This window comes from Kitasatospora sp. NPDC085895, assembly GCF_040702125.1.
GTDB classification, from domain to species: domain Bacteria; phylum Actinomycetota; class Actinomycetes; order Streptomycetales; family Streptomycetaceae; genus Kitasatospora; species Kitasatospora arboriphila.
This window is the reverse complement of sequence record NZ_JBFBJY010000052.1, coordinates 26,257-52,611: the sequence shown is the minus strand read 5'-3', so window position 1 is coordinate 52,611 and position 26,355 is coordinate 26,257. Positions and strand designations below refer to the sequence as shown.

Genomic DNA, 26,355 nt, shown 5'->3' with positions numbered 1-26,355 from the left:
CGATGACCACCGACGCCTCCCGCACTCCGGGCGCCCGGCAAGGGCCGTCCCCGGGGGCGCGGAGCCGCTACCGCGCCCTCGACTTCGTCATGATCCGCACGTCGATCCTGCCCGTCACCCGCTACCCCGCGGCCGACACCCCCGGGCCGGAGCCCGCCACCGCGTACGTACGGGCCGACGCGCTGGCGCGGTGCGCCGTCGCCGTCTCCTCGCTGCCGCTGGCGGCCGCGCTGCGGCGCCCGACGGCCACCGAACGCGATCGACGACGGCTCGAGGCGAGCCTGTTGCGCTACCTCGTCCGGCTCAGCACCCGTCCCACCCCGTTCGGGCTCAACGCGGGCGCCGCCGTGGGGCAGTGGGGGCCGGCCACCGACGTCCGACTCGCCGACGACCGGCCACCCGAGGTCCACGCCCGGCTCGACATGCACGCCCTGCTGCACTACGTCACCGCCCTCGAATCGGCCCCGCGGATCCGCCGGGCGACCCGGGTCATCACCAACCCGGCCGTGCTGCACCGGGCCGGCCGGGTCACCCTCAGCGGCGTCGAGGCGCCACGGACGGCAACCGGCGGTGAGAACGTCACCCTCCGCGCCACCGGCGCCGTCCTGCTCGCCCTCGCCCTCGCCCGCACCCCGATCAGCCACGCCGACCTCGCCGCCGAGCTGCTGCGCACCGTCCCCGGAGCGACCCCCGGCAAGGTCGACGACCTGCTCCACCGGCTGTGGCGGCACGCCTTCCTCCTCACGGACCTCCACCCGCCGCTGACCCACCTCGACCCTGCCGGGCACGTCCTCGACCACCTCGGCCGGATTCCGGCGGCCGCCGCCGCCCACGCCGACCTGGCCGCGCTGCTCGCCGCCATCCAGGACTGGCGAAAGCAGCCCCCGGACGCCGGCGCCGACACCTTTCCGGCGCTGGCCGACCACGCCCGCCACGTCACCGGTCTCGACACCGGCACCCCCGTCCAGGTCGACACGGCACTGCCCCTCGCGGCCGGGACGGTGTCCCACCGGGTCGCCGACGCCGCCGTCCAGGCCGCCGACCTGCTGCTGCGTCTCACCCCCTTCCCGGACGGGCTGCCGCACATCACCGCGTACCGGCGCGCGTTCGAGGCCCGGTACGGAACCGCCCGCGACGTGCCCGTCCTCGAACTCCTCGACCCCGTCACCGGCCTCGGCACCCCGTCCCCGACCACCACGGTGGCCGCCCTCGACACCGACCGGGCCGACACCCTGCTGCGCCTCGCCACCGAGGCGCTCCACGACCACCTGGCCGCCGTCGACCTCGACCAGGACACCCTCGACCGACTCACCCTCCGGGACGTCGCCCCCGCCCGGCTGCCCCTGTCGCTCGACCTCTACGCCATGGTCGCCGCCCCATCGGCCGCCGCCGTCGACGCGGGAGACTTCCGGCTCGTGGTGGGCCCCAACATCGGCGCGGGAGCCGCGGGACGCAACCTCGGCCGCTTCGCCGGCATGCTCCCGGGAGCCGCCCCCGCCCTCGCCGACGTCGCCGCCGCGGAACGCACCCTGGACCCCGGCCGCGTCCTCGCCGAACTGGTCTACCTCCCCGAGAAGACCCGCTCCGCCAACGTCGTCGTGCGCCCCACCGTCCGCGACCACGAGATCGGCATCCGGACCAGCGCCGAGGACGGCCCGGCCCGCTACGTCCCCCTCGACGAACTCGCGGTCCGGATCAGCGACGGCAGGCTCGCCCTGATCTGGGACGACGGCGCGCCAGGACCGGACCCGAGGGCGGACGGCACCGAAGAGCGCGTCCCACGAGCCGCCCGGGAGGTCACCGTCTGCTCCGGGCACATGCTCAACCACAGCCGGGCCCCCGCCGTCTGTCGCTTCCTCGCCGACCTGAGCCTCGACGGCACCGCGCAACTCGCCGGATTCGACTGGGGCCCCGCCCGCCACTTCCCCTACCTCCCCCGGGTCACCTACGGCCGGATCGTCCTGCGCCCGGCCCAGTGGCGCGTCGACCACCTCCAGGCCCGGCAGCTCACCGGGAGCCCGGACGGCTTCTCGGCCGCCTTCGACGCCTGGCGCCGCCGCTGGCGCGTGCCCCGCCACACCTACCTGACCAGCAGCGACGAAGCGGCGGACCACCGCCTCCTCCTCGACACCACCGGACGCTCCCACACCGAGGAGATCCGCCGGGCCCTGACCCACCTGCCGCCCGGCGGCGCCGTGATCCTCCAGGAAGCCCTCCCCGGCCTCGACGACGCCTGGGCCACAGGGCCGGACGGGCCCCGCATCGTGGAACTCGTCGTCTCCATGACACGCCGCACCGCCACCCCGCCCACACCACCGCCCCGCCCACACCACGCCCCCGTCGCACGGGCCGACCGCCTCCGCCCCCCGGGCAGCGACTGGACCTACCTCAAGCTGTACGGCGACCGGCAGGAGGAGGACACCCTGCTCGCCGGCGCCGTCCGCGACATCGTCGCCTCCCTGGCGCACCACACCGACCGCCGCTTCTTCCTGCGCTACGCCGACCCCGAACCCCACCTGCGGCTGCGCCTGCGCGGTGACCCCGCCCTGCTCGTCCCGGCCCTCGGCGACTGGGCCGGAGCCACCCTCGCCGACGGGTACCTGACCCGGTTCGGCTTCGACGTCTACGACCGCGAGGTCGAACGCTACGGCGGCCTCCCCGCCATGGACGCCACCGAGGCGCTCTACACGGCCGACAGCCACGCCGTACTCGACCTGCTGGCCCTGCGCCGCACCGGCCGGCTGCCGCTCGACGACACGGCGCTCGCCCTGCTCAGCATCGACGACCTGCTGGCGGGCATCGGCCTGGACGCACAGGCCCGGCTGCGCCTCTACCGCCGCCGGGCCCACCACGAACGCCTCGCCGGCGCCGAATTCCGCGCGCGCAAGGCCGAGTTCTGCGAACTGCTGAGCACCCCGCCGCCACCTCCCGTCGCCGACGTCCTCGCCGAACGCCGCCGCCTCCTGGCCCCCGCCGCCGCCCGGCTCACCGACCTGCACCGGCGCGCACTGCTCGGCCGCCCGCTCCTCGATCTCTGCGACAGCTACGTCCACCTGCACTGCAACCGCCTGCTGGGCCCGAGCCCCGCCGCCGAACGCACGGCGGTCGAGCTGCTCCACCGCACACGCCAGAGCCTGACCCTGCGCACCGGGTGACCGGCAGCAGCGCGAGGCCCACGTGCGCCGCGCGTGGGCTCAGCGAACCCTCATAGTCGAGGTTGTCCGCCGGTGTGTGGAGAATCAGATTGCCAGTCACCACGATATGCCGCTCCCCCTCGCAGGTATGCGTCTCCTGCCATGCCTCTCAGCCGCTGCCGCCGCGGGACGGCTCCACCCCGCCCCGCAACCGCCGCGGCAAGTACCTCGAGCAGGTCCAGTGGCTCATGGCCCACCACGAACGGGCCCGTTTCGAACACTCCTCACGCCGCATGCCGGTCGAACACGGCATCGCCTGCCTGAAGAACTGGCGCACCCTCGCCCGACACCACGGCCGCCGCGGCCACCTGCCCGACACCATCCGAGCCGCAGCCGGACTCCTCTCTGACCAACAAGCCGTGCACACGCACCAGTTGGCGGCACTCCTGGCAGGCCGAGCCGCGTGATCAGCAAACCCAGCCCTCTGCCGAACACGGGCCGCGGCTGATCACGCACGAGGTCGTCAGCGTCGAGGCTCACCGAGGAGGACGGGCGCGGACCGACCGCGCTGTTCTGGTCGAACATCAACCCGTAAGGGACCTTCCGTCTCGACATGGACAAGCGGATCGATCTCCCGTTCACGGGGCCTGTGCCCGGACCGCGCCGCCCGGCTGACGACTCCGCCCGCAGGGCAGGCGCACGCCGAACTCCGCCGGGCCAGGGCGGTGAGGGGCCGACCGGGTTCGGGCCCGGTCCGTTCCGCCTGACCGTGTGCGGAGTGCGGCAGGCTCACGCGTGACCGCTGGGCCTGCCTTCCCAGGGAGCCGTTATTGTGCCCGGGTGATCGATTTACTTGCTGCCGCGCGGGCCTGCACCGACGCTGATCTCGCTGGTGGCCGTCCCGCGGTTTCGCTGGTCGAGGAGATCAGGCTCGGCCTGGCCGGCGTCAGTGTCCGTAGCCTTCCCGCCGTCCTGCCTGATCGTCTGGTCGAGCAGCTGCTGCTGGCGGGCGAGTGGTCGGCGGAGCAGGCCCTCGCCCAGGTCGGGCTCCTCGAACGGCGGCAACGCCCCGTGCTGGTGGAAGCGCTGTTGCCGCACTTGCAGCCGCCGCAGCGGGCCGCCGCTCTGGCGCTGCTCGACCCCGAAGCAGCGGCGTGGCTTGCCGCCGGACGGCCTCCGGCGCCGCCGGAGCGCCCGACCTCTCGTGCCGACCTGGATGCGGCGCTGGCTGCCGAAGACTACTTGCGGCAGTGGGAGCTCCTCGATGTGGTCCCGCGCCTTCCCGAGCCGCTTCGGGCTGATGGAGTCAGGCTCGCCCTGGCAGCCGCCGAGGCGTACGAGCCGGGCGATTTCGAGGACGACGCCGACCGGTGGCCGGCCGTGTACCGCGCGCTGGCCCCGTTTCTCGACGAAGCCCAGCTCGCCGAGGCGTTGGGGTCCGCCGAGCCGGAAGTCGTCGTCGCCCTCGCCTCCCGACTCGATCACGCACGGCTGGACCGGGCGCTCGCGGACGCCACCGCCTCCGCTGCCCTCCTGGCAGGTCTGGCCCCCTACCTTGATCACGCCCAACTGGACACTGCCCTTGTCGCCGCCTCGGCTCTCGCCGACGGGCACGAGCGGGCCCGGGCGCTGGCCGGCCTTGCTCCGTACCTTGAGGCGGTGCAGCTGGAGCGGGCCGTGGCTGCCGCGGCTGCGATCATGCACAGACACCATCGCGCCGCCGCGCTGACTGCCCTGGCCCCGCACCTCGGCGGCACTCGCCGCATCGAGGCCCTCCGCCTGGCCCTGGCCGCGACGACCGCGATCGGTGACAACGTTGCGCAGGTGCAGCTGCTGACCGCGCTGGCCAGCCGTTTGGAGGGCGCCGAGCGGGTTGCGGCACTGGACAGGGCGCTCGCTCTCGCAGCCGTCGAGACAGGGGTGGAGACCCCGGCCTCGCTGGTCGCCCACCTCGACGGTGCCCAGCTGGAGCGGGCGCTCACCGGCGCCCTGCGGGTTGAGGACGTCTGTGCCCGGCTGACGGCGATCACCGCGTTGGCGCCCCGCCTCGATCCCTCCCAGCTGGACCGGGCGCTGCTGGTCGTCGCCGCCGCAGAGCCATGGAGCGCACCGGTCGCCGACACCCTGGGCGGCCTCGCTCCGTATCTCGACGCCGCCCGGCTGGACGAGGCCCTCGCCATCGCCCTCGCCGATACCACCGACCTCTCGCATCGGGCGCTGATGGCCGTAGTCGCCCACCTCGGCCCGGCCCAGCAGGCCGGAGCAGTCTCGGCGGCCCTGGCCATGCCGGTGCCCGAGCGGGCCCTCGTGCTGACGCGCATGCTTCCGCACCTCGACGGTGCCGTGCGTGTCGGTGCGCTGGGGCATGCCCGGACCGCTGCTGAGGCCGTGGAGTACCCCTACCAGCAGGTGGAGGCGATGACCCGGCTCTGCCCGTACCTGCCCGAACCGTCCTGGCGGGCCAGGATCCTGGACGTGATCGCAGGCCTGGACGAGCACGCGCGGGCCCACCATCTCACCGAGCTGGTCCCGCACCTCGACGGCCCGCAGCTCGACGATGCTCTCGTCACCGCCCTGGTGATTCCCGATGTCGGCCTGCGTGCCCTGGCACTGTCGGGCATGGCCGCCCATCTGTCCGGCGGGGCGCTCGACCGCGCCTGCGAGGCCGTCTTCGGCATGCCGACCGGGCCTGAACGGATGCGGGTCCTCGTCGCTCTTGCTGCGGTCCTGTCCGGAGCCCGGAGAGCCCGGGCGGTGGCCGTGGCGCTGGCCGATGCCCTCGCCGTCACCGATGAGTGGCATCGTGCGTCGGCCCTGGCCGGCGTCGCGGCCTGCCTCGACTCCAACGGGTTGGACCAGGTGCTGGCCGCAGCAGCCGCCCTGGCCGACGGAGGGCGATGCGCCGATGCCCTGACCAATCTGGTCCGCTACCTCGATACCGCCCAGCTGGCCCGGGCCCTCGCCACGATCGAAACCATTACGCCTGTGCACCTGCGCGCCCGACCGCTGAGTGCCCTGGCACGTTACGCCCCGGCGGCACTGCTGCCCCGGACTGCCGCAATGGCCTGCGAAGACCCGGCCGACGGCACGTTCGTCGCCGTGGCCCGGCGGGCCGCAGCGCTCGCCGGCACGCCACAGGCCGGCGCGGCCGCACTCACCGTACTGCGCGCAGCCTTGGACGACGGGCACCGCGCTGCCGCACTGGCCGTCCTCGCAGAGATGGTCAGCCTCGTCGCAGACACCGCCGGTCCCGACGCGGTGAAGCACCTGTGGGCCGCCGTCACCGAGACACTCGATCGCTGGCCCTGACCTGCTCCGGCAGAACGAAACGCCTCTGCCAACGCGGCGACGGCGACCGCGGCTCGGACCAGCCGGCGGCCGATCCGTTTTCAGCGTCCTGCACACGCTCGACACCGATGATCGGATGTTGAGTGTCGAAAAACGAGGCGAGCTCAAGCGGTCCGCGCACCACCGCTGTTCAGGAAGTCGGCGTAGACCTCCACCGGAGTGCGATAACCATGGGTCCTGCGCAGCGATGGTCGAGCTCGTGGGCGATGACGTCCAGGTCCGCTTGGCTGAACGTGCGGAGGTCCGCGCCCTTGGGCAGGTACTGCCGAAGCAGCGAACGGCGGGTTACGGCCCCGGACGCAGCTCCCCGCCGGACAGCCCGGCTCGCGGCACTGGCCCCGGGCATTCCGATCGTGCTGGCCGCACCCAGCCCCGTCGCCCGGCGCGTCCTCGAAGTCACCCAGGCCGACCAGGTCCTCCCCCTCTACCCCGACCTGGAACAGGCCCTGCACCACCCCCGCACCGGCGAGCAGACCGCGCAGACGGTGCAGCGCGGCTCAGGCGGCGTACAGCCGGACAGACACACATCTTCCTCGGTGACGCTCCTTCGAGACACCGCGGGACCCGGTGTGTGCGCCTTCACCGGCTCCCGGCCGAAGGGGGCCGGCAAGACGGTGTGGGCCGACTTCCCCCTCCGGTGAGCGGCACCGCGGCAGGACCTTGCGCGCAGCTGTGGCCGTCCGCGGCTGCGCGCGGGAGTGGTTCACTCCCGGCGGCGGTGGGGGTACGGGAACGAAGCAGGGGCGGCAGGCTCGGTGCGGTAGCCGGGGCCGGCCCCACCGGCGTGGCCGCGCGTGGCCCCGGCCACCCCGCACAGCCCGGCATCGGCCGACCGAAGGACAGCACCCGTGATCATCAAGATGCTCCACGAGTCCGGTTATCCGCAGCGAGCATGCCCATGCCGCCGCCGTCGGCTCCATCGGCCTGACCGCCATCGCCTGGGCCACCTCCCTGAAGGCCGAGAAGAACGCCGACATCGAACGCGCCGACCGGTGGGGCATCTTCGTCGGCGAATGGGCCCCACTTTCTTCTGCCTCGGCCTGGCGCTCGCCAACTACGAGCAGGCCGAAGCAGCCGGCCTCGGCATCCCCCTGGGGCGCCACCACAGCTGAGCCGGGCACCGGGCCGGTGCAGTCCTCTGACTGCCCTTCGCCGTCGAACGGACGCAGGTGGTTCACAGGGTCGTGGGACGAGCGGCAGGGCGGACCTTTCCGGGCCTGTACTGCCGCTCATCGGGGATGATCCAGGATGACTGCCGTAGACATGACAAAACCTATCGGGGCTCTGGCAGAAGAAGCCGACTCCACTGCGGGCCCGCAGGTGGTGACACACCGCAGCCCGTGATGTGGGGCCGCCTGCACGGCGGCCGGACGCACGGATGCGGCTGCCGGAAAGACTGGTCCAAGGATCCGGCAGCCGCCCAGGCGTCAGGCACGTCCGCAGCAACGGCGCGGCCCTGTTCGGCTACACCAGGCTCTACGGTCAGGTCCCGGCGGGCAGGCCGAACTGCTGCTGGGTGCCGTTCGACGACACGCCGCCCGTCAAGACGCCCTCCAGGCCGCCGGACGACCGGTTCGCCTTCCCTGTCCGACGCCCTGCTGGCCGCCTGGCAGGCCGTCGAGTACGCCGCGGTGCCCGACGGCGACAGCCTCGCCGTCCTCGGCCTCGGCCCGACCGGCGACATGCGCACCCGCACCGACACCTTCGCGGGCCGGGCAGGTGATCGGCATCGACCTCGCCCCAGAACGCATTACCTCCGCTCGAGGCGCCCGGCGCGTACGGGACGTTCCAGCGCAGGGACGACGGCGCCGTCAAGATCCTCTTCCATTCCCGAGCCGCCCTTCCGGGCGAAGGGCGTGCCGAGGCGATCCGGCCGAGCGGAGTCCGTGACCTCAGGGCAGCGGGGTGCCGCCGGTGGCGTTGACGATCTCCCCCGTGATGTAGGAGGCCTCCGGGGAGGCGAGGAACACGTAGGCCGGGGCCATCTCGGCCGGCTGAGCAGGGCGGCCCATCGGGGACTGTTCGCCGAAGTGCGCGACCTTCTCCTCGTCCATGGTCGCCGGGATCAGCGGCGTCCACACGGGGCCGGGCGCCACCGCGTTCACCCGGATCCCGTCCGGGGCGAGCTGCTGGGCCAGACCCTGCGTGAACGCGACGATGCCGGCCTTCGTCATCGCGTAGTCCAACAGGTGTGGGCTCGGTTTGTAGGCCTGCACCGACGCGCTGTTGATGACCGATGAGCCCGGCCGCAGATGCGCCAGCGCCGCCTTGGTGAGCCAGAACATGCCGTACAGGTTGGTCCGCATCACCCGGTCGAACTGCTCGGTGCTGATCGAGGTGAGCCCGTCGGGCTGCGACATCTGGTAGGCCGCGTTGTTCACCAGGATGTCGAGTGCGCCGAGGCCGGCGACGCACCGGCCGGGCAGGGCGGAGCAGAATTCCTCGCTGCGCAGGTCCCCGGCGATCGGCAGCGCACGCTGTCCGGCTCCCTCGATCAGCCGGGCGGTGATGCCGGCGTCGTCCTGCTCCTCGGGCAGGTGACAGAACGCCACGTCGGCGCCCTCGCGGGCAAAGGCGAGCGCGACGGCGCGGCCGATCCCGGAGTCGCCTCCGGTGACGAGTGCCACCCGTCCGGCCAGCCGCCCCGACCCGCGGTAGGAGGTCTCGCCGTAGTCCGGCTCGGGCCGCATCCGCTCTCCGCTGCCGGGATGCGGCTGGCTCTGCTCGGGCTGCGGCGGCCGGGGATACTGCTCGGTCGGGTCCTGCGGTGTGTACTGGTCGCTCGCCGCCATCAGCCGTCCTCCTCACACGTCTCACACGTCTCACACGTCGTGCACCGCCCTTGCGGCCCCGCACCGCGGATGCGATCCGTGTGCAGCGAGCCGGGTGCGGCGGTCGGTCTACTCGGTCGCGCTGGGGACCTCCAGGGGGTCGCGTGTGGCGGCCTTCCTCGTCTCCTCCAGGCGTTCGCCGAGTTCGACGAGGCGGTTGCGGCCCATGGCTTGCGGACCTCGAGGAACCAGTCCTTCTCCTCCTCGATCACCGCGTGCACGGTCAGCTCCTCGATCACTTCATCGGCGATCCGCCGCTTCTCCGCGTGCTCGTCTTCTCCTGCCTTCTCGAACGCCTTGAACAGCTTCTCCACCGTCTTGTGGTCGTCCCTCAACAGCACGATCGCGTCCACCACGGCCCCCGTTCCGGGGCCACGACGACCCCTCGGCCGACGCGCCTACCCCCATGTACCCGCCTCATCCCGAGCTGACCCGTCACACCACCCGCGTGCCCGCACCGGAGCGTCCGCCCCAGGCGTGTCCGGAGGCGGGGCGCCGCACAGCACGCCGCCCGACGCCGATCCCCCTCGTCCGGCGGCCCGGTCACTCGAGTGTGCGCATGTCGGTGGCCTGCCGGAGCGCCACGGAGGCCGTACGCGATGCCCTGTGATGGCGTTGGTCATCGCGCCCACCGGGGCGCCGCTCGCGGACGGCCTCGCGGTGCAGCGGCTCGGACGCACCGGATGGGGAACGCTTCCCGGTGACGGCGCCCTGAGCCCGCAGGCCAGCCGCAGGCTTCCGCGCCGTCGGCCATGCAGGTCCCTGTCCGGTGTGTCCGTTTCGCGGACTGGGCCATGGAGAGACGCGGGGAAGGTGAACCTCGGTACGGCCCCCTGAGGAGTGACGATGAAAGCCTTGACCTGGCACGGCAGGCGAGATGTCCGCGTCGACACCGTCCCCGATCCGTCCATCAAGGACCCGGCCGATGTGATCATCAAGGTGACCACCAGCGGACTGTGCGGATCGGACCTCCATCTCTACGAGGTCCTCGGCCCCTTCCTCGACGTCGGCGACATCCTCGGACACGAACCCATGGGCATCGTCCAGGAGGTCGGACCCGACGTCACCGCCGTGCACGTCGGCGACCGGGTCGTGATCCCCTTCAACGTGTCCTGCGGGACCTGTCACACCTGTCGTCAGGGCCTGCACTCGCAGTGCGAGACCACCCAGGTGCGGAAGTACGGCAGCGGAGCCTCGCTGTTCGGCTACACCAAGCTCTACGGCCAGGTCCCCGGCGGCCAGGCCGAACTGCTGCGCGTCCCGTTCGGGAACAATCTGCCGATCAAGGTCCCGCACGGGCCCGAGGACGACCGCTTCGTCTTCCTCTCCGACGTGCTGCCCACCGCGTGGCAGGCCGTCGAGTACGCGGCCGTGCCCGAGGGCGGCAGCCTCGTCGTCCTGGGTCTGGGGCCGATCGGCGACATGAGCTGCCGGATCGCCCAGCACCGCGGCGCAGCCCAGGTGATCGGCGTCGACCTCGTCCCCGAACGCCTCGAACGCGCCAGGAACCGTGGCGTGCACGTCCTGGACCTGACCAAGTACGGCAAGGACCTTGCCGATGTCATCCGTGACCTCACCGACAGGCGCGGCCCGGACGCCGTCATCGACGCGGTCGGGATGGAAGCCCACGGCTCGCCCGGCGCGAAACTCGCCGCCCAGGCCACCAACCTCCTGCCTGGCACCCTCGCCGCCAAGATGATGGAACACGTCGGCATCGACCGCCTCCACGCCCTCCACCTGGCCATCGACATCGTGCGACGCGGCGGCACCATCTCCCTCTCGGGCGTCTACGGCGGCCAGACCGACCCGCTGCCGCTGCTGACCATGTTCGACAAACAGATCCAACTCCGCATGGGCCAGGCCAACGTCCACCGCTGGGCCGGCGACATCCTCCCCCTGCTCACCGACGACGACCCGCTCGGCGTCGACACCTTCGCCACCCACCACGTCCCGCTCGACGAGGCGCCGGCTGCGTACGAGATGTTCCAGAAGAAGCAGGACGGTGCCGTGAAGGTGCTCTTCCAACCCTGAGCGTCCGTCACACCGCCCGCCATCGGCATGAGCCCCGCCCGCAGGGTCCACCATGACCGGACCGCTTCGCGGGCCGCACCGCCCTGGTCACCGGTTCCTACTTCGCGCCGCCGCGCCTCACCCCGGCCGTCCTTGCCGACCTGCGGGCCGGCAAGGACGGCGCGGTAGTGACCATCTCGTCGGTCGGCGGCCGGATCCCCGCCCCGCACCTGCTGCCCTACGTGGCCGCCGAGTTCGCCGCCGCGGGCTTCTTCCAGGGGCTGCGGGCGGAACTCGCGAGGACGGGGTGAACGCCACCACCGTCCTGCCGGAGCTGATGCGCACCGGATCGCGCACCGCCGCACGCTTCCACGGCCGCCCTCGGCCTGGTCGCGCGAGCGCTGCCCGCCGCCGGTGACTGGCCGCGCCACGACGTCCAGGGCGTCCTCGCAGCGGAGCAGTCCAACCTGCCTGCGTGGTCACCTCTCTCGGAGACCGGGCGGGCGCACGCTTCGCGGAACCCTGCCCGTACACCAGGCAGTGAGAGCCGCCCCGGAACGGGACCTCGGCCGACGTGTCTGAGAACCAGCGACCCGCACAGCCCGGGATACCGCGCCGACGGCACGGCCGCGGCTTTTACCACCAAACGTCCCACGGCACCCCGGTGGCCGGCGAGGAGCTGGACCGGGGCAAGGCACTGGCCGTCCCCCGGCCTGGACCGACGTGTGGATCTGTCCCCACCCGGACGGCCGCCTCCAGGCGCAGCTACACGCCGGTGGTCTGGTCGGTGATCATCGCCACGAGAGCGCCGCGGCGCGCAGCCGGCGCAGCTGCCGGGTGGCGCCGTTGCCGTCCCGCAGCAGGCGCTCCAGGACGGGGACGATGTGGCGCCGGTCCGCGCTCTTCTCGATCACCGGGTCGATGTGGTCCAGCAGGGCGGCCACCGCGTCGCAGGCTTTGGACAGCCGGCCGGAGAGCGGTTCGAACACCGTGCTCGTGCAGCCGTACCGGGCGCTGTGCCACACGGCGGCCGCGAGCACCTCCTGCTGAACGGGCGGGAAGCCGTGCCCGGCTTCCGCGCCGCCGAGGGCACTCACCACCGTACCGACGGGCTTGTGGACGATCCCGGAAAAACCCACGACCTACCTCCTCCTCGCGCCTTTCAGTTGGGGCCGGCCGCCAACGGCCGCCGGCCATGGCGGACAGGCGCGATCACATGCCGATGGGGCACCGCCCCGTCCGAACCGTGTTGCGACCGGCTGTCCGGTGCTCAGTGCCCGGAGGTGGGGCTGTCGGGCTCCTGAGGGTCGACGCCGGTGTGGGCACCCGCGTCACGGCCGCCGCTCGGCCTGCCGGCCGGCCCCCGTGCACCCCTGTCGTGCCGGTGCTTCGACGAGGCCGGGCTCTGGGCGGTGTCCTCCCCACGGCGGCCCTCACTCTCCACGGTGTCCCCGGGCACCGGCCGGTCCTCCTCCTCGGCGTGTTCCTGTCCCGGCCCGGCGCCGGGCGCGTAGGTGTCCGGATCGAAGGAGCGGTGCGCGCTGTCGTTCGGCTCCTGGCGTTCCTCGTCGATGTCGCCCGACCACCCGTGGTGGGCGCCCTCCATCCTGCTGGCCTGCCCCTCTTCCATGGACGGATGCGACTTCGCCTGCCGCTGAGTCATGATCATCACCTCGGTTCGCAGAGCCCGGCACGGCCGTCGGGCTCCCCCGGCGCCTGTCCACGCCGCAGGTCCTCAACCCTGGCTGCCCAGGCTCTCCGCTCGGTGCACACGAGTCAGCGCCGCCCGCGCGACCACGCGCACGGGCCGTGCCAGGTGCAGCGGGCACGAGCGAGGCCGACCTGCAAGGTCGCAGGCCGACCCGCGCACACCTCGGACTCGGCGCGTGCGGCCCTCCGAACCGGGTAGGCGCGAGAAGACCCGCCCTGCGAGAGAGGACACAGCCATGCCTGCAGGATCCAGCAAGAAGCGGGAGCGCCAGTACGAGCACATCAAGGACAGCGCACTCGACCGCGGCGAGAGCGAGAAGCGGGCCAAGGAGATCGCCTCCAGGACGGTCAACAAGGAACGCGCACGGCACGGCGAGTCGAAGACCGCCAGCCGGTCCTCCACCCACGACACGTCGTCGTCGCGGCGCGGGGGCCAGCGTTCCCACTCCGGGGCGCAGGGCCCGACGAAGGAGCAGCTGTACAACGAGGCCAAGCAGCGCAACATCCACGGCCGGTCGAAGATGAGCAAGAAGGAGCTGGCCAGCGCACTCGGCCGCTGACCGTTGACGCGCCCGGTCCGTGTCGCGTTCCCGACTGCCCGCGGTGGTCGGCGCAGACATGGCCGGACCGCCGGCAGGAGCGGGTGCCGGTGGTGGGCGTGGAGTGGCCCGCGGCGTTGGGGTGTGCCGTCGCCGGCGCGGATGAAGTGGCCGGGCGGGTCGTGGTGCTGCATGGCGACGAACAAGGCGAACCGGTGGGGCGGCTACAGGTCAGCGGGAGCGGATCGTCGACCGGCGGCCGGGATGCGCGGCCCACTCGAGCAGCCGGTCGGCGGGCCAGGTCGTCACCAGCCTGTCCGGGCCCAGTCCGGCGCGAGCCGCTCGGGCATAGCCGGAGGACTGCCAGTGGAGCTGCTCGGGGGCGTGGGCGTCGGTGTCCACGGCGAAGAGGCAGCCCGCTTCTGCTGCTTGAAGGAGCAGGTCGTCCGGCGGGTCGCGCCGCTCGGGTCGGCAGTTGATCTCCACCGCGGTGCCGTTCTCGGCGCATGCGGCGAACACGGCCTGCGCGTCGAAGCGGGACTGCGGGCGGCCGCGGCCGGTGACGATTCGGCCGGTGCAGTGACCGAGCACGTGCATCAGGGGATTGCGCACCGCCGCGACCATGCGGGCGGTCATCGGGCCGGCGTCCGATCGGAGCTTCGAGTGCACCGAGGCCACCACGACGTCGAGCCGGGCGAGGAGTTCGTCCTCCTGGTCGAGTGAGCCGTCGTCCAGGATGTCGCACTCGATTCCGGTGAGCAGCCGAAAGCCCGGGCCGAGCCGGGTATTGACATCTGCCACGACGTCGAGCTGCTGTCGCAGCCGGTCGGGGCTGAGGCCGTGGGCGATGGTGAGCCGCGGGGAGTGGTCGGTGAGGACGGCCCACCGGTGGCCGAGTGCGCGGGCGGCCTGTGCCATCTCCTCGATCGGGCTGCCACCGTCCGACCAGTCCGAGTGCACATGGCAGTCGCCCTCGCTCGCCTCCAGCAGTGCCAAGCCCGCGGTTGCGGCCGACCCGATCTCCGCTTCCAGGCGGGCGAGGTAGGCGGGCGTCCCACCGGTCGACGCCTGTTCGATCACCTCGGCGGTCACCGGGCCGACGCCGTGCAGGCGCCTGGCGTCCTGTGCGTCCACCGGTCCCGGCGGCAGGTCGCGGACGGCCTCGGCCGCCGTGTGGAAGGCCCGGACGCGATAGGGGGAGGCGCCGCGCCACTCCAGGAGGAACGCGATGCGGCGGAGCGCTTCGGCAGGATCCATGCCTCCAGTCTTCGCCATGCGGTCGAAGGCCACCGCCGGTCGCACCGGTAGCCGGTGGCCGGTGGCCGGGGCCGGGGCTACCGCCGGACTGCGCCCGGCTCGGAAGCGACGAGCCATGCGGCCGGGCGCCGTCCCTCTCGGGCTGCCTCGGCCGATGGCCGGTCCTGGCGGGGCTCCTGGCATCCAGGGCTGCGTGTTACACCATCCGGTCCCGGTCGGCCGGTTTGACTGGCCTGGTCCGCTCACCGGCCGAGCCAGGAGGGCCACGGGGTGCACCAGAGCAGCGTGCCGCGGCGCAGCCGGGCGCGGCGGCGGTCGTCGGCGACAGCGGCCCGCTCGGCGTCCTGCAGGCGCAGGACATCGGCGCAGCCGCCCACGACCTCGCCGCCCACCGCGCACGTGCCACTCCTCGCCCACGCTGCCCGCACCTCCCCGGGCGCTCCCGGCGCTCCCGGCGCCAGGCACACACACCACCCCGCACCAGCGACTGCAGGAGGCGCATCATGCCCGACAGCCAGCCCGACCGCGACGAGACACCGTCCGAGCGCGCCGACCGCCTGTGGAACGAGATGCTCCAGGAGGTGCGGGTCTGCCAGACCGGCGCACAGATCCTCTTCGGCTTCCTGCTGTCCGTCGTCTTCACACCCCGCTTCACCACGCTGCCGGACTTCGACCGGCGCCTGTACGTCGCCACCGTGGTTCTCGGCGCGGTCGCCACCGCGACCCTGATCGCCCCTGTCGCCTTCCACCGCTTCCTGATCGGGCACGGCGTGAAACCCGAACTCGTCCGCGTCGCCGGCCGCTTCATCACCACCGGCCTCGCCCTTCTCGCCCTCACCATCACCACCGCCCTGCTGCTCCTGCTGCGCACCGCACTCGACGCCACCGGCTGGGCCTGGTTCCTCACCGGCGCGGTCCTGCTGTGGTTCGCCCTGTGCTGGCTGCTGCTCCCGCAGGTCGTCCTGCGCCGCGCCGAGCGCCGAGGCTGAACCCCGCAGTCCGGGGCGCCGGCCGTGCGGACACCCGTCTCTCGTCCACGGCCACCGCGCCGTTCACCGCATCACAGGGACCCGTGCCAACCGGCTGCGGCGGGCCGTTCGAGTGGAACAGGCCCCGTCGACCGGGGGCGCAGGGCGTGGCGGGAACGTCTGTGGGCACGGCGGGACAGGCCCGCCCGGAAGCAGAAGGGACCGGCACATGGGACACGGCGGGAACGTCGTCATGGAGCTGAAGGCCGACCACCGCGAGGTCGAGGAGATGTTCGGCCGGATCAAGGCCATGAGCACCGGCGGCCAGGAGCTGCGGGACATGGTCGACGAGGTCACGATCGAGCTGGTGCGGCACTCGGTCGCCGAGGAGCAGTACCTCTACCCGGCAGTGCGCGAGCACCTCGAGGGCGGGGACCGGATCGCGGACAAGGAGATCGACGACCACAGCCGGGTCGAGAGAATCCTGAAGCAGCTCGAGGGCATGGACACCGGCGACGCCTCGTTCCGGCCGCTGCTGCAGCAGCTCATGGACGAGGTCACCGCCCACGTCCGCGACGAGGAGAACAACCTGTTCCCGATGATGGAGCGGGCCTGTACGCCCGACATGCTGGACGACCTCGGCGACAAGATCCGCCGTGCCAAGGCCATGGCTCCCACCCGGCCGCACCCCGCGGCGCCCAGCAGCCCCACCGCGAGCAAGCTCCTGGCTCCCGGCGCCGGCCTGGTGGACCGGGCCCGCGACTTCGTCACCGGCCGCGGCACATCCTGACCTCCAGGCGCCCCACGGACGGCTCCCCGGTGCGGAGTCGCGCGGACGGCGGGACCGGACGGGCGGACTCTCGCCCGTCCGGTCCTGCCGGGGTCGCCGGCGGCCCGCGGCGTCTGACCCTGCCGGCCCAGCGCGACACCGCCGCTGCACCCCTGCTCCGCCACCCCGACCTCCTCGAACACGTCGCGGCCCTTCACCGGCCCCGACTCCTTGCCCTCCTGGCTCCCGGGACGAGCCCGCTGTCCTGATGCGTCACAAGGCGGGCCGCGGCGGTGGCGCCGACGGCGGAAAGCTGCTGCAAGGGAACACTGCGGTGGGCTTGCCCGAGGCTCCGCGCTGCGGGTCAGAGCGACGACAGCGCACTTTGTCACCGGGCGTTCCGGGCGCCACCTGACACCGTCCGTGGCCTCGGCTTCAGCCTCCCGCTGTCTCGGCAGCACCGGGGAGTCGTCGTGCACACCCGCGTACGGACACCCGCCGTCCCAGGTCAGCACCAAGCCGGCTCGGAGTTCCAGGGGTGGCCGCCTTCACCCGGTGAGGTCCCCGCAGCGGTGCCCGCCTGCGCAGGTGGCGCATCGCGGCCACCATCCCCTCGGAGCGAACAAGTGCCCGGACAGCCGTGATCAGTGGATCGGGCTCGTCCGGCGGCCGGACGCCCTTGACCTGCTGGAGGTGGAGCTCCTCCCAGCGGTCATCCACAAATGCGGTGACCGGGACGTGGTGGATGCTCCCGTCCTGTCGGTCAACCAGATACGGTCCCCGGCCCATGAGCAGGTCCCCCGAGGTCGCGACTGCGGACGTACTCCACCCGCTGCCGGAAGACCAGCCACCCAAAGGCATGCTCGTGCAAGTCGATCACGACCCGCTCGGGCCACAGGTCCTGAGCATTGCTCAGCGGGAGGTCATCACCGATACGGCCACGATGCCCGCACGGGGCCGGGCGCTGCCGAGGTACACGTACTGGTCACACCCGACGTGCACTGCGAAGACGTCCCCGCCTCCGGCCCGGCACCAGGCGCCCTGGTCGCGGCCGAGCAAGCCCATGGGAGACGCCGGCAACAGCCCGCCTGCCTTCCTCGCGGATCCGAGCGGCGGGTTGCACGACGCAGAGCCGATGGGTGGAACACCGCCGCCGTCCCGTGACCGGACTGCGTGCCGCGGGTACGAATGGCCGACCGGTTGAACGGAGGAGACCGCCATAGCCACCGAACCCGAGGCACGACCCTTCTGGCGCGACATCGTCCGCACCAAGTCAGTCGAGCGCTCCATCGCTGACGCCGGGGAACCCGAGCACTCGCTGCGGCGATCGCTATCGGCCCTCGACCTCACCGTCTTCGGTGTCGGCGTCGTCATCGGCACCGGCATCTTCGTGCTCACCGGTACGGCCGCCAAGAACCACGCAGGCCCTGCCGTCGCGCTCTCCTTCGCCACAGCCGGTGTGGTCTGCGCGCTGGCCGCGCTCTGCTACGCCGAGTTCGCCTCCACCATCCCCGTGGCCGGCTCCGCCTACACCTTCGCGTACTCCACCATCGGCGAGCTACCCGCCTGGATCATCGGCTGGGACCTGGTCCTGGAACTGGCACTGGGCTCCGCAGTGGTCGCGGTCGGTTGGTCCGGCTACGTCCAGTCACTGCTGGCCAGCGGCGGAGTGACGCTCCCGCACGCCCTCAGCGGGGCGGAGACCGGAGGCTGGAGCTTCAACCTGCCGGCCGTCCTGATCGTGCTGCTCCTGACCGGGATCCTCGTCATCGGCGTCCACCTGTCCGCGGAGATCACCCGCGTCATCGTGGCGATCAAGGTCACAGTGGTGTTGATCGTCATCGTGGCGGGCCTCTTCTTCGTGAAAGCTGCCAACTACCACCCCTACCTGCCGCCCGCCGAAGAAGCGGCAGCCGGAACCGGTGGCAAGGCGCCGCTCGTACAGGTGCTGTTCGGTTACACACCGACCGACTTCGGCGTGATGGGCATCTTCACCGCGGCAGCCGTGGTGTTCTTCGCCTTCATCGGCTTCGACGTGGTGGCCACCGCCGCCGAGGAGACCCGTAACCCGCAGCGGGACATGCCGCGCGGCATCATCGCTTCGCTGCTCATCTGCACCCTGCTGTACATGCTCGTCGCCACCGTGGTCACCGGCATGCAGAAGTACACCCGGCTTTCCGACGACGCGCCCCTGTCCGACGCCTTCAAAGCGGTCGGCCAGCACGCCTTCGCCGACATCATCGACGTGGGCGCGGTCGCCGGCCTGACCTCCGTCACGATGATTCTGCTCCTCGGCCAGAGCCGGGTCTTCTTCGCGATGAGTCGCGACGGCCTGCTGCCCCGCACCTTCTCCACCGTCAACCCCCGCCTCGGAACTCCGTCACACGCGCTCACGATGCTGGGTCTGGTGGTGGCGGTGATGGCCGGCCTGATCCCGCTGGAGGAATTGTCGGAACTGGTGAACATTGGCACACTGTTCGCTTTCATCGTGGTCTCGGTCGGCGTGGTGGTACTCCGCCGCACCCGACCCGATCTGCCCAGGGCCTTCCGTTGCCCATGGGTGCCGACACTTCCTGTGCTATCGGTGCTGGCCAGTCTCTGGCTCATGCTCAACCTGCCGGTCGCCACCTGGTGGCGGTTCCTGGTCTGGCTGGTGATCGGCCTGGGTGTGTACTTCCTGTACGGCCGCAGGCACAGCCGCCTGCGCTTGCCCGCGGCACCCTTCCCGAGGAGAGAGGACTGACCGCTCGAGTGCGGATTCGGTGGTGAAGCGGACACGGGCCGCACGGAGGGCGGCCGGCCGGAACTCCGGGAGCGCGCGACACATTCCGGTGGCGTAGCGTCGGAGGGGTGGGGACGAGCAAGAGCGGCGGTGAGTGGCAGCCGTGCACCCCGGCGACTGGCTGTTGACCGTCGGCGAGCGCGGCAACCCGGCGACGGTGCTCGACGGCCGCCGTCCGGACGGCTCAGCCTGGTCCACCGGGAATCTCGTGCGGCCCTTGGTGCACGGTGCCGAGTACTTCCCCGAACTCCTGGCCGCCGCCGGCCGGCAGCGCGCCGGAGACCTCCTGCTGTTCACCGACTGGCGCGGCGACCCCGACGAGCGGCTGGCCGGCCCGGGCACGGAGATCGGGGACGTGCTGGCCGCGGCCGCCCGCCGCGGGGTCATCGTCAAGGGTCTGGTCTGGCGCTCCCACCTGGACCGCCTGCAGTTCAGCGAACGCGAGAACCGCCACCTCGGTGAGGAGATCGAACGAGCCGGCGGCGAGTGCCTGCTGGACATGCGGGTCCGCCCCGGCGGCGCGCACCACCAGAAACTCGTCGTCCTCCGCCACCCCGGCCGCATCGGCCTCGACACGGCATTCGTCGGCGGCATCGACCTGTGCCACAACCGCGGCGACGACGCCCGCCACCACGGCGACCCGAACGCGCAGCCGATCGCCGCCGCCTACGGCCCTCACCCGCCCTGGCACGACGTCCAACTCGCCGTCCACGGCCCCGCCGTGGGCGACCTGGAAACGTGCTTCCGGGAACGCTGGAACGACCCGGCACCGCTCAGCCGCAGCCCCCTCACCCGCCTGCGCAGCCTCCTCCACCACGAGGACGAGAGCGCCGGACGGCTACCGCAGCAACTGCCCGACCCGCCCGTCTGCGGCCCGCACACCGTCCAGGTGCTGCGCACCTACCCGAACCGACTGCTCCGCGGCTACCCCTTCGCACCGGACGGCGAGCGCAGCATCGCCCGCAGCTACCAGAAGGCCCTGCAGCGCGCCCGGACGCTCGTCCACCTGGAGGACCAGTACCTGTGGTCGCCGAGAGTCGTGGAGTGCTTTGCCCGCGCGCTGGCCGACAACCCCCGGCTACGCCTGGTCGCGGTGATCCCGTCGGTCCCCGATCAGGACGGCCGGCTGACCCTGCCGATGAACCTCGTCGGCAGGATCGGCGCCCTGCAGGAACTGCGCCGCGCCGGCGGCGACCGAGTCGCCGTGTACGGCGTCGAGAACCACGCGGGCACCCCGGTCTACGTGCACGCCAAGGTCTGCGTCGTCGACGACGTGTGGGCGTCGGTCGGCTCCGACAACATCAACCTGCGTTCCTGGACGCACGACTCGGAACTGAACTGCGCCGTCCTGGACGACACTCCCGACAGGCGCCCACCCACCGACCCGGGCGGGCTGGGCGACGGTGCCCGCCGGTTCGCCCGGGAACTCCGACTGCGGCTGGCCCGGGAACACCTGGACGTCGGTGACGACCCCGCCGCCACGGCCGAACTGTGCGACCCGCTCGCCGCCTTCGAAGCCTTCGCCCGGTCGGCGGCGGACCTCGACGCCTGGCACGACTCCGGCCGCCGCGGCCCACGGCCACCCGGACGGCTGCGCAGCTACCGGCCGCCGGTCCTCTCCCGCAGCGCCACCGCCCTCGCACGCCCGCTCAACCGGCTCCTGGTCGACCCCGACGGTCGACCACGCCGCCTGCGACACCACAACACGTACTGACCCCGACCCCGACCGCCGCCCGAAGAGCGCTGCACCACCCGCATCCGTCCCGGTGTTCCAACCCACTCCCCTCGCACGGCACCGGAGCACCTCCGGGGAGCCGGGAACCCGACCACACCCGCGGTAGGACGGCGCAGCAACCGTCCAGGTTGCGCAGAACGGCGCCCCGTCACGGGGCGCCACGCGGACGTCCTGGCGGACGTGAGGGACCGGTCGGGGCCTGGCGGCCCCTTCGCGGGGTGGCTGGGGTCGCCTGCGGCCCTCGCGGATGTCGTACACCGCGTTGGACGCGCGGATGAACGCCGCGATGTATCCGAACGCCGACCAGAGGGCGTCCAGCAGGCCCACCACGGCCAGCACACCGCCGGCGCCGCGGCTGCCCCGGAGCTGGGTGACCGCGGTCCGCAGGATGTCCCGGGCCGCGCCGGGGCGAGCTTCTGCAGGTTGTCCAGGACCTGGGTGGTGGCGGAGGTGCCGACCAGGCCGAGCACAGAGACCAGCAGCAGCGGGGCGGGGAGAATCGCCGGCACGCCGTAGTGGCTGAGTGCGGCCGCCCGGTCGGGCAGTTCGTCGTCCAGGAACTCCTTACCGGTGCGCTTGAGCACCGCCAGCCAGCGCCGACCGGGCACGTCGGTGGGCCCTCGGGTGCCGGGCCTCCACCTCCTCGCCCGGTCCGACCTGCTCGGGCTCCCCGCCCGGAGCATCCGGCGCGGGCACGGCGGCGGTCACCGACTTCGGATTCCTGCTGCTCCGTCATGCCCTGCAGAGCGCCCGGTCTTCCCGCCCCGCCGCGCGGCCGGCGTTCCTCCGATGGACGCAGCGCGGCCCGGCCGCGCCCGAGTAGGGGCGACCGGGCCGGGCATCCGAGGAGCGGGAGCGGCAGCACGTCGCCCCACGATCATGACGCTACGGCATGTACGGCTCGGGTGGGTGGGAAGGCGCGCGGCGGGCCGCTGTTGTCGGCCGCTTGCGCGTCCTGGGGCGCGACAGCCGTGGCGGCCGGGACCGGCGCGCGCTCGCGGGACACGGCGGGCGGGGTCAGATGCGCCGGCCGGTGCCGGGGCCTCCCTCGTCGTCCGGGCCGGCGTCCTCGACGCCCTCGTCCTTGATCCGCTCCTTGCGGACCTCGCCGCTGACGGTCTCCTCCTCGACGACCTCCTCGGTGTTCAGACGGACCCGCTCGACCGGGACGGTCTCGGTCGCCACGACCGGGCGCTCGGCGTGCAGGGTGACCTCGTGCTCGGACTCGGTGATGTCCTCACCGCTCATGGCAGCGTCCCGGTTGGCGTCCGTGATCGGCTCACGCTCGATGCGGACCTCCTCGTGGCGCACGGGCACGGTCTTCTGCACGTTCTCCGTCACCACGTACTTGCGCAGGCGCGCCCGGCCCGTCTCCACGCGTTCGGTGCCGACGTGCATCTCCTCCTCCGAGCGCGTCATCGCCTCGTCCATGTCGCCGCCGCCGCGCAGGCCGGCGCCGATGGCGGCCTCCTCAGCGCCCCTGCTCATGGCCTCCCCGCGCTCGCGCACGGAGGTCGCATCGGAGCGGTCGCCCATGCCGGTGCCGGCCGTGCCCCCGGTGCCGGCGATGCCTTCGGTGTCGGTACCGGTGTCGGTGTCGCGGGCCCAGCCGTGCTCGCCGGGCTCGTTCGCCCGCTGCCAGGCCTCGTCCCACGCCAGTTCGTAGTAGTCGTACAGCCGGTGCTCCTCGGCCGCCGACAGGTGGAGCCCGCTGTCGACGTCCACGTTCGGCGCGTCCTTCACCTTGTCCTTGGTGAAGGGCACCTCCAGGTGGTCCTCGACCAGGCGGGCGTCCTTGAGCGGCACGAACGACTCGCTCATCCCGAACAGGCCGGTCTTCACGCTCACCCACTCCGGCTGCCCGGTCGCGTCGTCCAGGAACACGTGCTTCGCGTCCCCGATCCTGTTGCCCTCGACGTCGTACACCGGGTGCTCCAGCACGGTCCCGATCTGCTCTTCACTGATCACGACGGCCTCCCCAGGCTCTCGGTTCGCGGGTTCGGTCACCCCCGTGACACCGCGCCTGTCCGCCCCGAAGGAGCGCAAAACCAAGGAGGGCAAACGGGAAACCGGGCGTTTCCTCCCGCAGCACGCGCCGGTTCTGTTTGCCGCACCCCTGCGGCGGTAGACGTACTAGTCCGCAGGCAGGCGGACCGGGTGGGAGCACCGGTTCCCACCCCGGCGGCGGCCCGGTTCTGGTCATCTCCCCGGACCGCCGCCCCTCCACCGCACAACACATCCAAGAAGGCTCCTGTGATCATTCTCGGCGTCATCCTGCTCATCATCGGCTTCGCCACCGGGATCTCCATCCTGTGGACCATCGGCATCATCCTCGCCGTCATCGGCCTCATCCTCTGGGTTGCAGGCCTCCTCGGCCACGCCGTCGGCGGCCGCACCCATTACTACTGATCAACCGCTGCGCCGATGCCCGTTCCTTCTGGCCGACGCCAACGCCGACCCGGTGCCGCAGATCCTCCACCGGTCTGCCCGAGCTGGAGTCGAGCCGGCATCGATCACTTCGGTCAGGGCACAGGAAGGCCGTGCCGAAGGCCAGGGTCAGGCCGTTGTTCCGCAGGAAGCGGCCGGTGGCGCTCATCGCTGCAGCAGTCCGATCGTGGTGAAGTGCGCCAGGCCGCCGACCACGACGACCACGCACAGGGTGAACAGGACACGCACGGTCAGTCCCCCTTCACATCGCAGCGGTAGGGCATCTCGGGGCGGGGCTCGCAGCCCGCCGCGGTGATCTTCCAACCGTCGGGGAACGCGGACAGGAGGACCGTGTCTCCTTCCAGCACGGCGCGGGCCTGCTGCCCGAACACGTCGATCCGGCGCAGCTGACCGCCGGCCGGCAGGCCGAGACCGCCGACGGCCTGCTCGCAGCCCTCCTTCTCCTGGTCCTCCAGCTCGTCGCGGGTGCCCGGCGCCAGGGCGGCGCACATCGCCGCCGCGTCCCCGCGGGCGGCGTCCTGCTCGAAGGCGCGGGCCACCGCCGCCGCGGCGTTCTCCCGGTTCGACAACTGCCCGCACCCCGCCAGGGCCGCGGCAAGAACCGTCACGAGCACCCCGCGGCGGGCCACCTGCCGCCAGTGCCCCGCACGTCGTCCGGGCATCGGATCCACGCCGCACAGCGCAGCACACCGAAGGCGCGGACTCAACGAGGCGCGGCCGTGAGCCGGATCGGGCCGGGCTGCGGGTGTGGCCCGTGGCGGTGAGGGGGGTGCACCGCCACGGGCCTCTCTCCCACACTGCCCGGGACGGAATCTCACCCCGATCCGCAGGGTCAAACCACCTGTGTAGGCGATGTCGGCGACGAGTTCGTCGTACCGCGATCGGTGGGTGCTCGAACGCGGCGGAGAAGACCGGCGAAAGCCGGGGCAGTGAGCGCCCCGCGGGGCCGCGCTCCGTGGGCGGGGCATGCCTGGCATGCATTGCGCCGCGCGGGGCAGTCGGTGCCCGCAATCAGTCCGTCAACCGTGAAGGAGACCACTGTGCTTCCCCTGGTTCTGGTTCTGCTACTCGCTTTGCTCCTGTTCGGTGCCGGCTTCGCCGTCAAGGCTCTGTGGTGGGTCGCCGTCCTCGTTCTGGCTGTCTGGCTGATCGGTTTCGTCGCCCGTGGCACTACCTCCGGCCGCGGCCGCTGGTACCGCTGGTGACGCCCAACACCTGATGTCGTCATGCGCGGCCGGACCGGCTCGGCATGCGGCAGGTGTGGAACCGCAACCGGCGGCAAGGCGAAGTGCCGTAGGCCGCGGGTGGACACCCTGGCGCAGTATCGGGCGCGGACGGGCCGACCGTTCCGCGGCACCGTGACCACCCTGCGGGGCGGTTGGTGGACCGCCCGGGTGCAGGTACGGCGGGCGGGCGGCCCGTGGGGTGTCCGGGCAGGTCAGCGCGACGGTCCGCGGACGGGCCGACGGGGATGCTGCAGCACGTGCGCCTGCCGGGGTGTCACATCTTCTCCGCCCGGACTCCGTGCTTGATGACGGTGAGGTACGGGGTGGTGCCGTCGGCCCGGTGGTTCTGGAGAGCAGCCGGGCCGTCGGGATCCGTGCTCTCGCCCGTGTAGAACTCGTAGGCGCCGAAATCGGCCAGGACCTGCTTGACCAGTGCAGTGGCGCCGGTCTCGAACTCCCCCACGGAGTTCGGGTGGTCTCGTTCAGCCTCGCCTTCACGGACTTCGGACACTGCTTGATGTAGATCTTGTACGCCTTCTCGTCGAACGATGTGCGGATGAGCTGGTGGGCGTGCACCACGCCGATCAGCTCCTCGGTGTAGGCGTCCGGCTCACCGTCCGCCTCCGGATTTGCCCCGATGCCGGGATCGACGCTGCCGCCCACCGTGATCTCGTAGCCGCCCTCCCTCGCCGAGCACGGCGTGGAGTGGGCGTAGCGGGTGTCCGGAGAGTCACCGCTCTGCAGAAGTTGGGCCAGAACCAGCTCTCACCTGCGCAGCACCCAGGCGGCGACCTCGGTCACATCGTTGCCTCGGTTGCTCGTCGGAGGGCGGCCGCCGCGCCGTGGGCGAGGGGGTCGCCGTGTCCGAAGAGCGCCGTGTCGACGTCCAGTTCGGCCAGCCTGTGCAGCGATGCGACGGCACGGGTGCGGTCGGTGTTGAAGATGCCCGGCATGGTCCGGCCGACGTTGGGCCCGGCGGCCAGGAGGGGGAGCAGCAGAGCCGGGCCGACGTCGCAGGCGACGGCGCTGCCCGCACCACCGACGGTACGGCCCACCGGGGCGCGGATCCGGCACGCCACCTCGGCCGACGAGATGGCGGTGGGCGCAGACACTGCGCGGACCGCCCTCCGACCTACGGTCCAGTGTCCGCAGCCTCGCCGGGCAGCTCGCTCTCTCCTTCGGCCGGCAGCTGGGGCTCACGCATTCTCGCGGCGCGGCTGCGCACTGCGGCGATCGCCGCTCGCATCTCGCCGGGCAGCCGGTCTGCCGCGGCCTGTGCTTCGGCGCTCCCGGCGTCGTTCTTCTCCCCTTCGTCCATATCGGCGATGTGCCCGTGCCCCGGGTCGGCTACCCCCGCCCCACAGAGTGCATCGAAGATTGTCGGATCGGTGCGCGCTGGGGCAGTGCTCGGCTTGCCCCATGGTGCGGGTCGTCAGCCCGTCCTGCGGGACAGACCCGGCGGCTGGACCCACGACACACGCTCACCCGCCCGTCCCGGGATCGGCGTCCCATCGGCCCGGCCACCGGTCAGGCACGTGTTTCGGGAAGGTTGGTGTCGCTCACGGCCCGCGCCCCCGCGGTGCAGGGCGTTTGTCGTC

At 72.3% G+C, this 26,355-nt stretch carries 22 protein-coding genes and 3 pseudogenes; 14 read left to right on the top strand and 11 right to left on the bottom strand.

The window, feature by feature from the left end; genetic code table 11:
* The first annotated feature begins 2 nt into the window (after positions 1-2).
* The 4 genes from AB0442_RS27565 (at position 3) to AB0442_RS27550 (ending at position 7,123) form a co-directional block, all read left to right on the top strand.
* Positions 3-3,155 (top strand): lantibiotic dehydratase, encoded by a 3,153-nt coding sequence (locus tag AB0442_RS27565; RefSeq protein ID WP_366166122.1) that lies wholly within the window; start codon positions 3-5, stop codon positions 3,153-3,155.
* Positions 3,156-3,244: 89 nt separating this feature from the next.
* The gene (locus AB0442_RS27560; protein WP_366166120.1) at positions 3,245-3,601 is read left to right on the top strand and encodes a hypothetical protein; all 357 of its coding nucleotides are present in this window, start codon (positions 3,245-3,247) and stop codon (positions 3,599-3,601) included.
* 373 nt (positions 3,602-3,974) lie between these two features.
* A complete protein-coding gene (locus AB0442_RS27555; protein WP_366166118.1) occupies positions 3,975-6,443 on the top strand; it encodes a hypothetical protein in 2,469 nt (822 codons plus the stop codon).
* A gap of 392 nt (positions 6,444-6,835) precedes the next feature.
* Positions 6,836-7,123 (top strand): hypothetical protein, encoded by a 288-nt coding sequence (locus AB0442_RS27550; protein WP_366166117.1) that lies wholly within the window; start codon positions 6,836-6,838, stop codon positions 7,121-7,123.
* Between the two features lie 1,251 nt (positions 7,124-8,374).
* Here the strand turns inward: AB0442_RS27550 and AB0442_RS27545 are convergent.
* Together AB0442_RS27545 and AB0442_RS27540 are read right to left on the bottom strand one after the other, a co-directional pair.
* The gene (locus AB0442_RS27545) at positions 8,375-9,274 is read right to left on the bottom strand and encodes an SDR family oxidoreductase (RefSeq protein ID WP_366166115.1); all 900 of its coding nucleotides are present in this window, start codon (positions 9,272-9,274) and stop codon (positions 8,375-8,377) included.
* Positions 9,274-9,669, bottom strand: a complete 396-nt coding sequence (locus AB0442_RS27540) for a hypothetical protein (protein ID WP_366166113.1) — start codon at positions 9,667-9,669, stop codon at positions 9,274-9,276. The genes AB0442_RS27545 and AB0442_RS27540 overlap by 1 nt, the downstream gene beginning before the upstream one ends.
* 490 nt (positions 9,670-10,159) lie before the next feature.
* Between AB0442_RS27540 and AB0442_RS27535 the strand changes: the two genes are divergently transcribed.
* The 3 genes and pseudogenes from AB0442_RS27535 to AB0442_RS27525 all read left to right on the top strand — a co-directional run.
* The gene (locus AB0442_RS27535; RefSeq protein ID WP_366166112.1) at positions 10,160-11,344 is read left to right on the top strand and encodes a zinc-dependent alcohol dehydrogenase; all 1,185 of its coding nucleotides are present in this window, start codon (positions 10,160-10,162) and stop codon (positions 11,342-11,344) included.
* Between the two features lie 83 nt (positions 11,345-11,427).
* Positions 11,428-11,634: an SDR family NAD(P)-dependent oxidoreductase gene (locus AB0442_RS27530; RefSeq protein WP_366166137.1), complete on the top strand. Its 207-nt coding sequence runs from the start codon at positions 11,428-11,430 to the stop codon at positions 11,632-11,634.
* Positions 11,635-12,028: 394 nt separating this feature from the next.
* Positions 12,029-12,085 (top strand): annotated as a pseudogene (locus AB0442_RS27525) (hypothetical protein); the annotation flags it as partial.
* Between the two features lie 29 nt (positions 12,086-12,114).
* Here AB0442_RS27525 and AB0442_RS27520 read toward each other — a convergent pair.
* Both AB0442_RS27520 and AB0442_RS27515 read right to left on the bottom strand, forming a co-directional pair.
* The gene (locus AB0442_RS27520) at positions 12,115-12,462 is read right to left on the bottom strand and encodes a hypothetical protein (RefSeq protein WP_366166110.1); all 348 of its coding nucleotides are present in this window, start codon (positions 12,460-12,462) and stop codon (positions 12,115-12,117) included.
* Between the two features lie 131 nt (positions 12,463-12,593).
* Entirely contained in the window at positions 12,594-12,986 is a 393-nt protein-coding gene (locus tag AB0442_RS27515; protein ID WP_366166109.1) for a hypothetical protein, read from the bottom strand.
* Positions 12,987-13,269: 283 nt separating this feature from the next.
* On the opposite strand from AB0442_RS27515, the gene AB0442_RS27510 reads away from it, so the two are divergent.
* The gene (locus AB0442_RS27510) at positions 13,270-13,593 is read left to right on the top strand and encodes a plasmid stabilization protein (protein WP_366166107.1); all 324 of its coding nucleotides are present in this window, start codon (positions 13,270-13,272) and stop codon (positions 13,591-13,593) included.
* Positions 13,594-13,803: 210 nt separating this feature from the next.
* On the opposite strand, the gene AB0442_RS27505 is transcribed toward AB0442_RS27510, so the two are convergent.
* The gene (locus AB0442_RS27505; protein WP_366166106.1) at positions 13,804-14,829 is read right to left on the bottom strand and encodes a PHP domain-containing protein; all 1,026 of its coding nucleotides are present in this window, start codon (positions 14,827-14,829) and stop codon (positions 13,804-13,806) included.
* A gap of 242 nt (positions 14,830-15,071) precedes the next feature.
* The gene (locus tag AB0442_RS27500; RefSeq protein ID WP_366166104.1) at positions 15,072-15,221 is read right to left on the bottom strand and encodes a hypothetical protein; all 150 of its coding nucleotides are present in this window, start codon (positions 15,219-15,221) and stop codon (positions 15,072-15,074) included.
* Between the two features lie 111 nt (positions 15,222-15,332).
* Between AB0442_RS27500 and AB0442_RS27495 the strand changes: the two genes are divergently transcribed.
* The 4 genes from AB0442_RS27495 (at position 15,333) to AB0442_RS27480 (ending at position 21,062) form a co-directional block, all read left to right on the top strand.
* The gene (locus tag AB0442_RS27495; protein WP_366166103.1) at positions 15,333-15,818 is read left to right on the top strand and encodes a DUF6328 family protein; all 486 of its coding nucleotides are present in this window, start codon (positions 15,333-15,335) and stop codon (positions 15,816-15,818) included.
* A gap of 208 nt (positions 15,819-16,026) precedes the next feature.
* The gene (locus tag AB0442_RS27490; protein WP_366166101.1) at positions 16,027-16,587 is read left to right on the top strand and encodes a hemerythrin domain-containing protein; all 561 of its coding nucleotides are present in this window, start codon (positions 16,027-16,029) and stop codon (positions 16,585-16,587) included.
* 1,198 nt (positions 16,588-17,785) lie between these two features.
* Positions 17,786-19,309, top strand: a complete 1,524-nt coding sequence (locus tag AB0442_RS27485; protein WP_366166135.1) for an amino acid permease — start codon at positions 17,786-17,788, stop codon at positions 19,307-19,309.
* A gap of 133 nt (positions 19,310-19,442) precedes the next feature.
* Complete coding sequence (locus AB0442_RS27480; RefSeq protein ID WP_366166100.1) at positions 19,443-21,062, top strand: phospholipase D family protein; 1,620 nt, start codon at positions 19,443-19,445, stop codon at positions 21,060-21,062.
* Positions 21,063-21,317: 255 nt separating this feature from the next.
* Here AB0442_RS27480 and AB0442_RS27475 read toward each other — a convergent pair.
* Both AB0442_RS27475 and AB0442_RS27470 read right to left on the bottom strand, forming a co-directional pair.
* A pseudogene (locus tag AB0442_RS27475) lies at positions 21,318-21,766 on the bottom strand (YhjD/YihY/BrkB family envelope integrity protein); the annotation flags it as partial.
* Positions 21,767-22,100: 334 nt separating this feature from the next.
* Positions 22,101-23,051 carry a PRC and DUF2382 domain-containing protein gene (locus AB0442_RS27470; protein ID WP_366166099.1) on the bottom strand — a complete coding sequence of 317 codons (951 nt, stop codon included), beginning with the start codon at positions 23,049-23,051 and terminating at the stop codon, positions 22,101-22,103.
* Between the two features lie 285 nt (positions 23,052-23,336).
* Here AB0442_RS27470 and AB0442_RS27465 point away from each other — a divergent pair, with 285 nt between their 5' ends.
* Positions 23,337-23,492, top strand: coding sequence for a DUF6131 family protein (locus AB0442_RS27465; RefSeq protein ID WP_363546473.1), 156 nt, complete (start codon positions 23,337-23,339; stop codon positions 23,490-23,492).
* Between the two features lie 269 nt (positions 23,493-23,761).
* On the opposite strand, the gene AB0442_RS27460 is transcribed toward AB0442_RS27465, so the two are convergent.
* The gene (locus tag AB0442_RS27460) at positions 23,762-24,139 is read right to left on the bottom strand and encodes a hypothetical protein (protein WP_366166097.1); all 378 of its coding nucleotides are present in this window, start codon (positions 24,137-24,139) and stop codon (positions 23,762-23,764) included.
* A gap of 432 nt (positions 24,140-24,571) precedes the next feature.
* Here AB0442_RS27460 and AB0442_RS27455 point away from each other — a divergent pair, with 432 nt between their 5' ends.
* Positions 24,572-24,736, top strand: coding sequence for a hydrophobic protein (locus AB0442_RS27455; RefSeq protein WP_366166133.1), 165 nt, complete (start codon positions 24,572-24,574; stop codon positions 24,734-24,736).
* Positions 24,737-25,031: 295 nt separating this feature from the next.
* Here the strand turns inward: AB0442_RS27455 and AB0442_RS27450 are convergent.
* Together AB0442_RS27450 and AB0442_RS27445 are read right to left on the bottom strand one after the other, a co-directional pair.
* Positions 25,032-25,420 (bottom strand): annotated as a pseudogene (locus tag AB0442_RS27450) (translationally-controlled tumor protein).
* Positions 25,421-25,554: 134 nt separating this feature from the next.
* The gene (locus AB0442_RS27445) at positions 25,555-25,869 is read right to left on the bottom strand and encodes a hypothetical protein (protein WP_366166095.1); all 315 of its coding nucleotides are present in this window, start codon (positions 25,867-25,869) and stop codon (positions 25,555-25,557) included.
* Between the last annotated feature and the right edge of the window lie 486 nt (positions 25,870-26,355).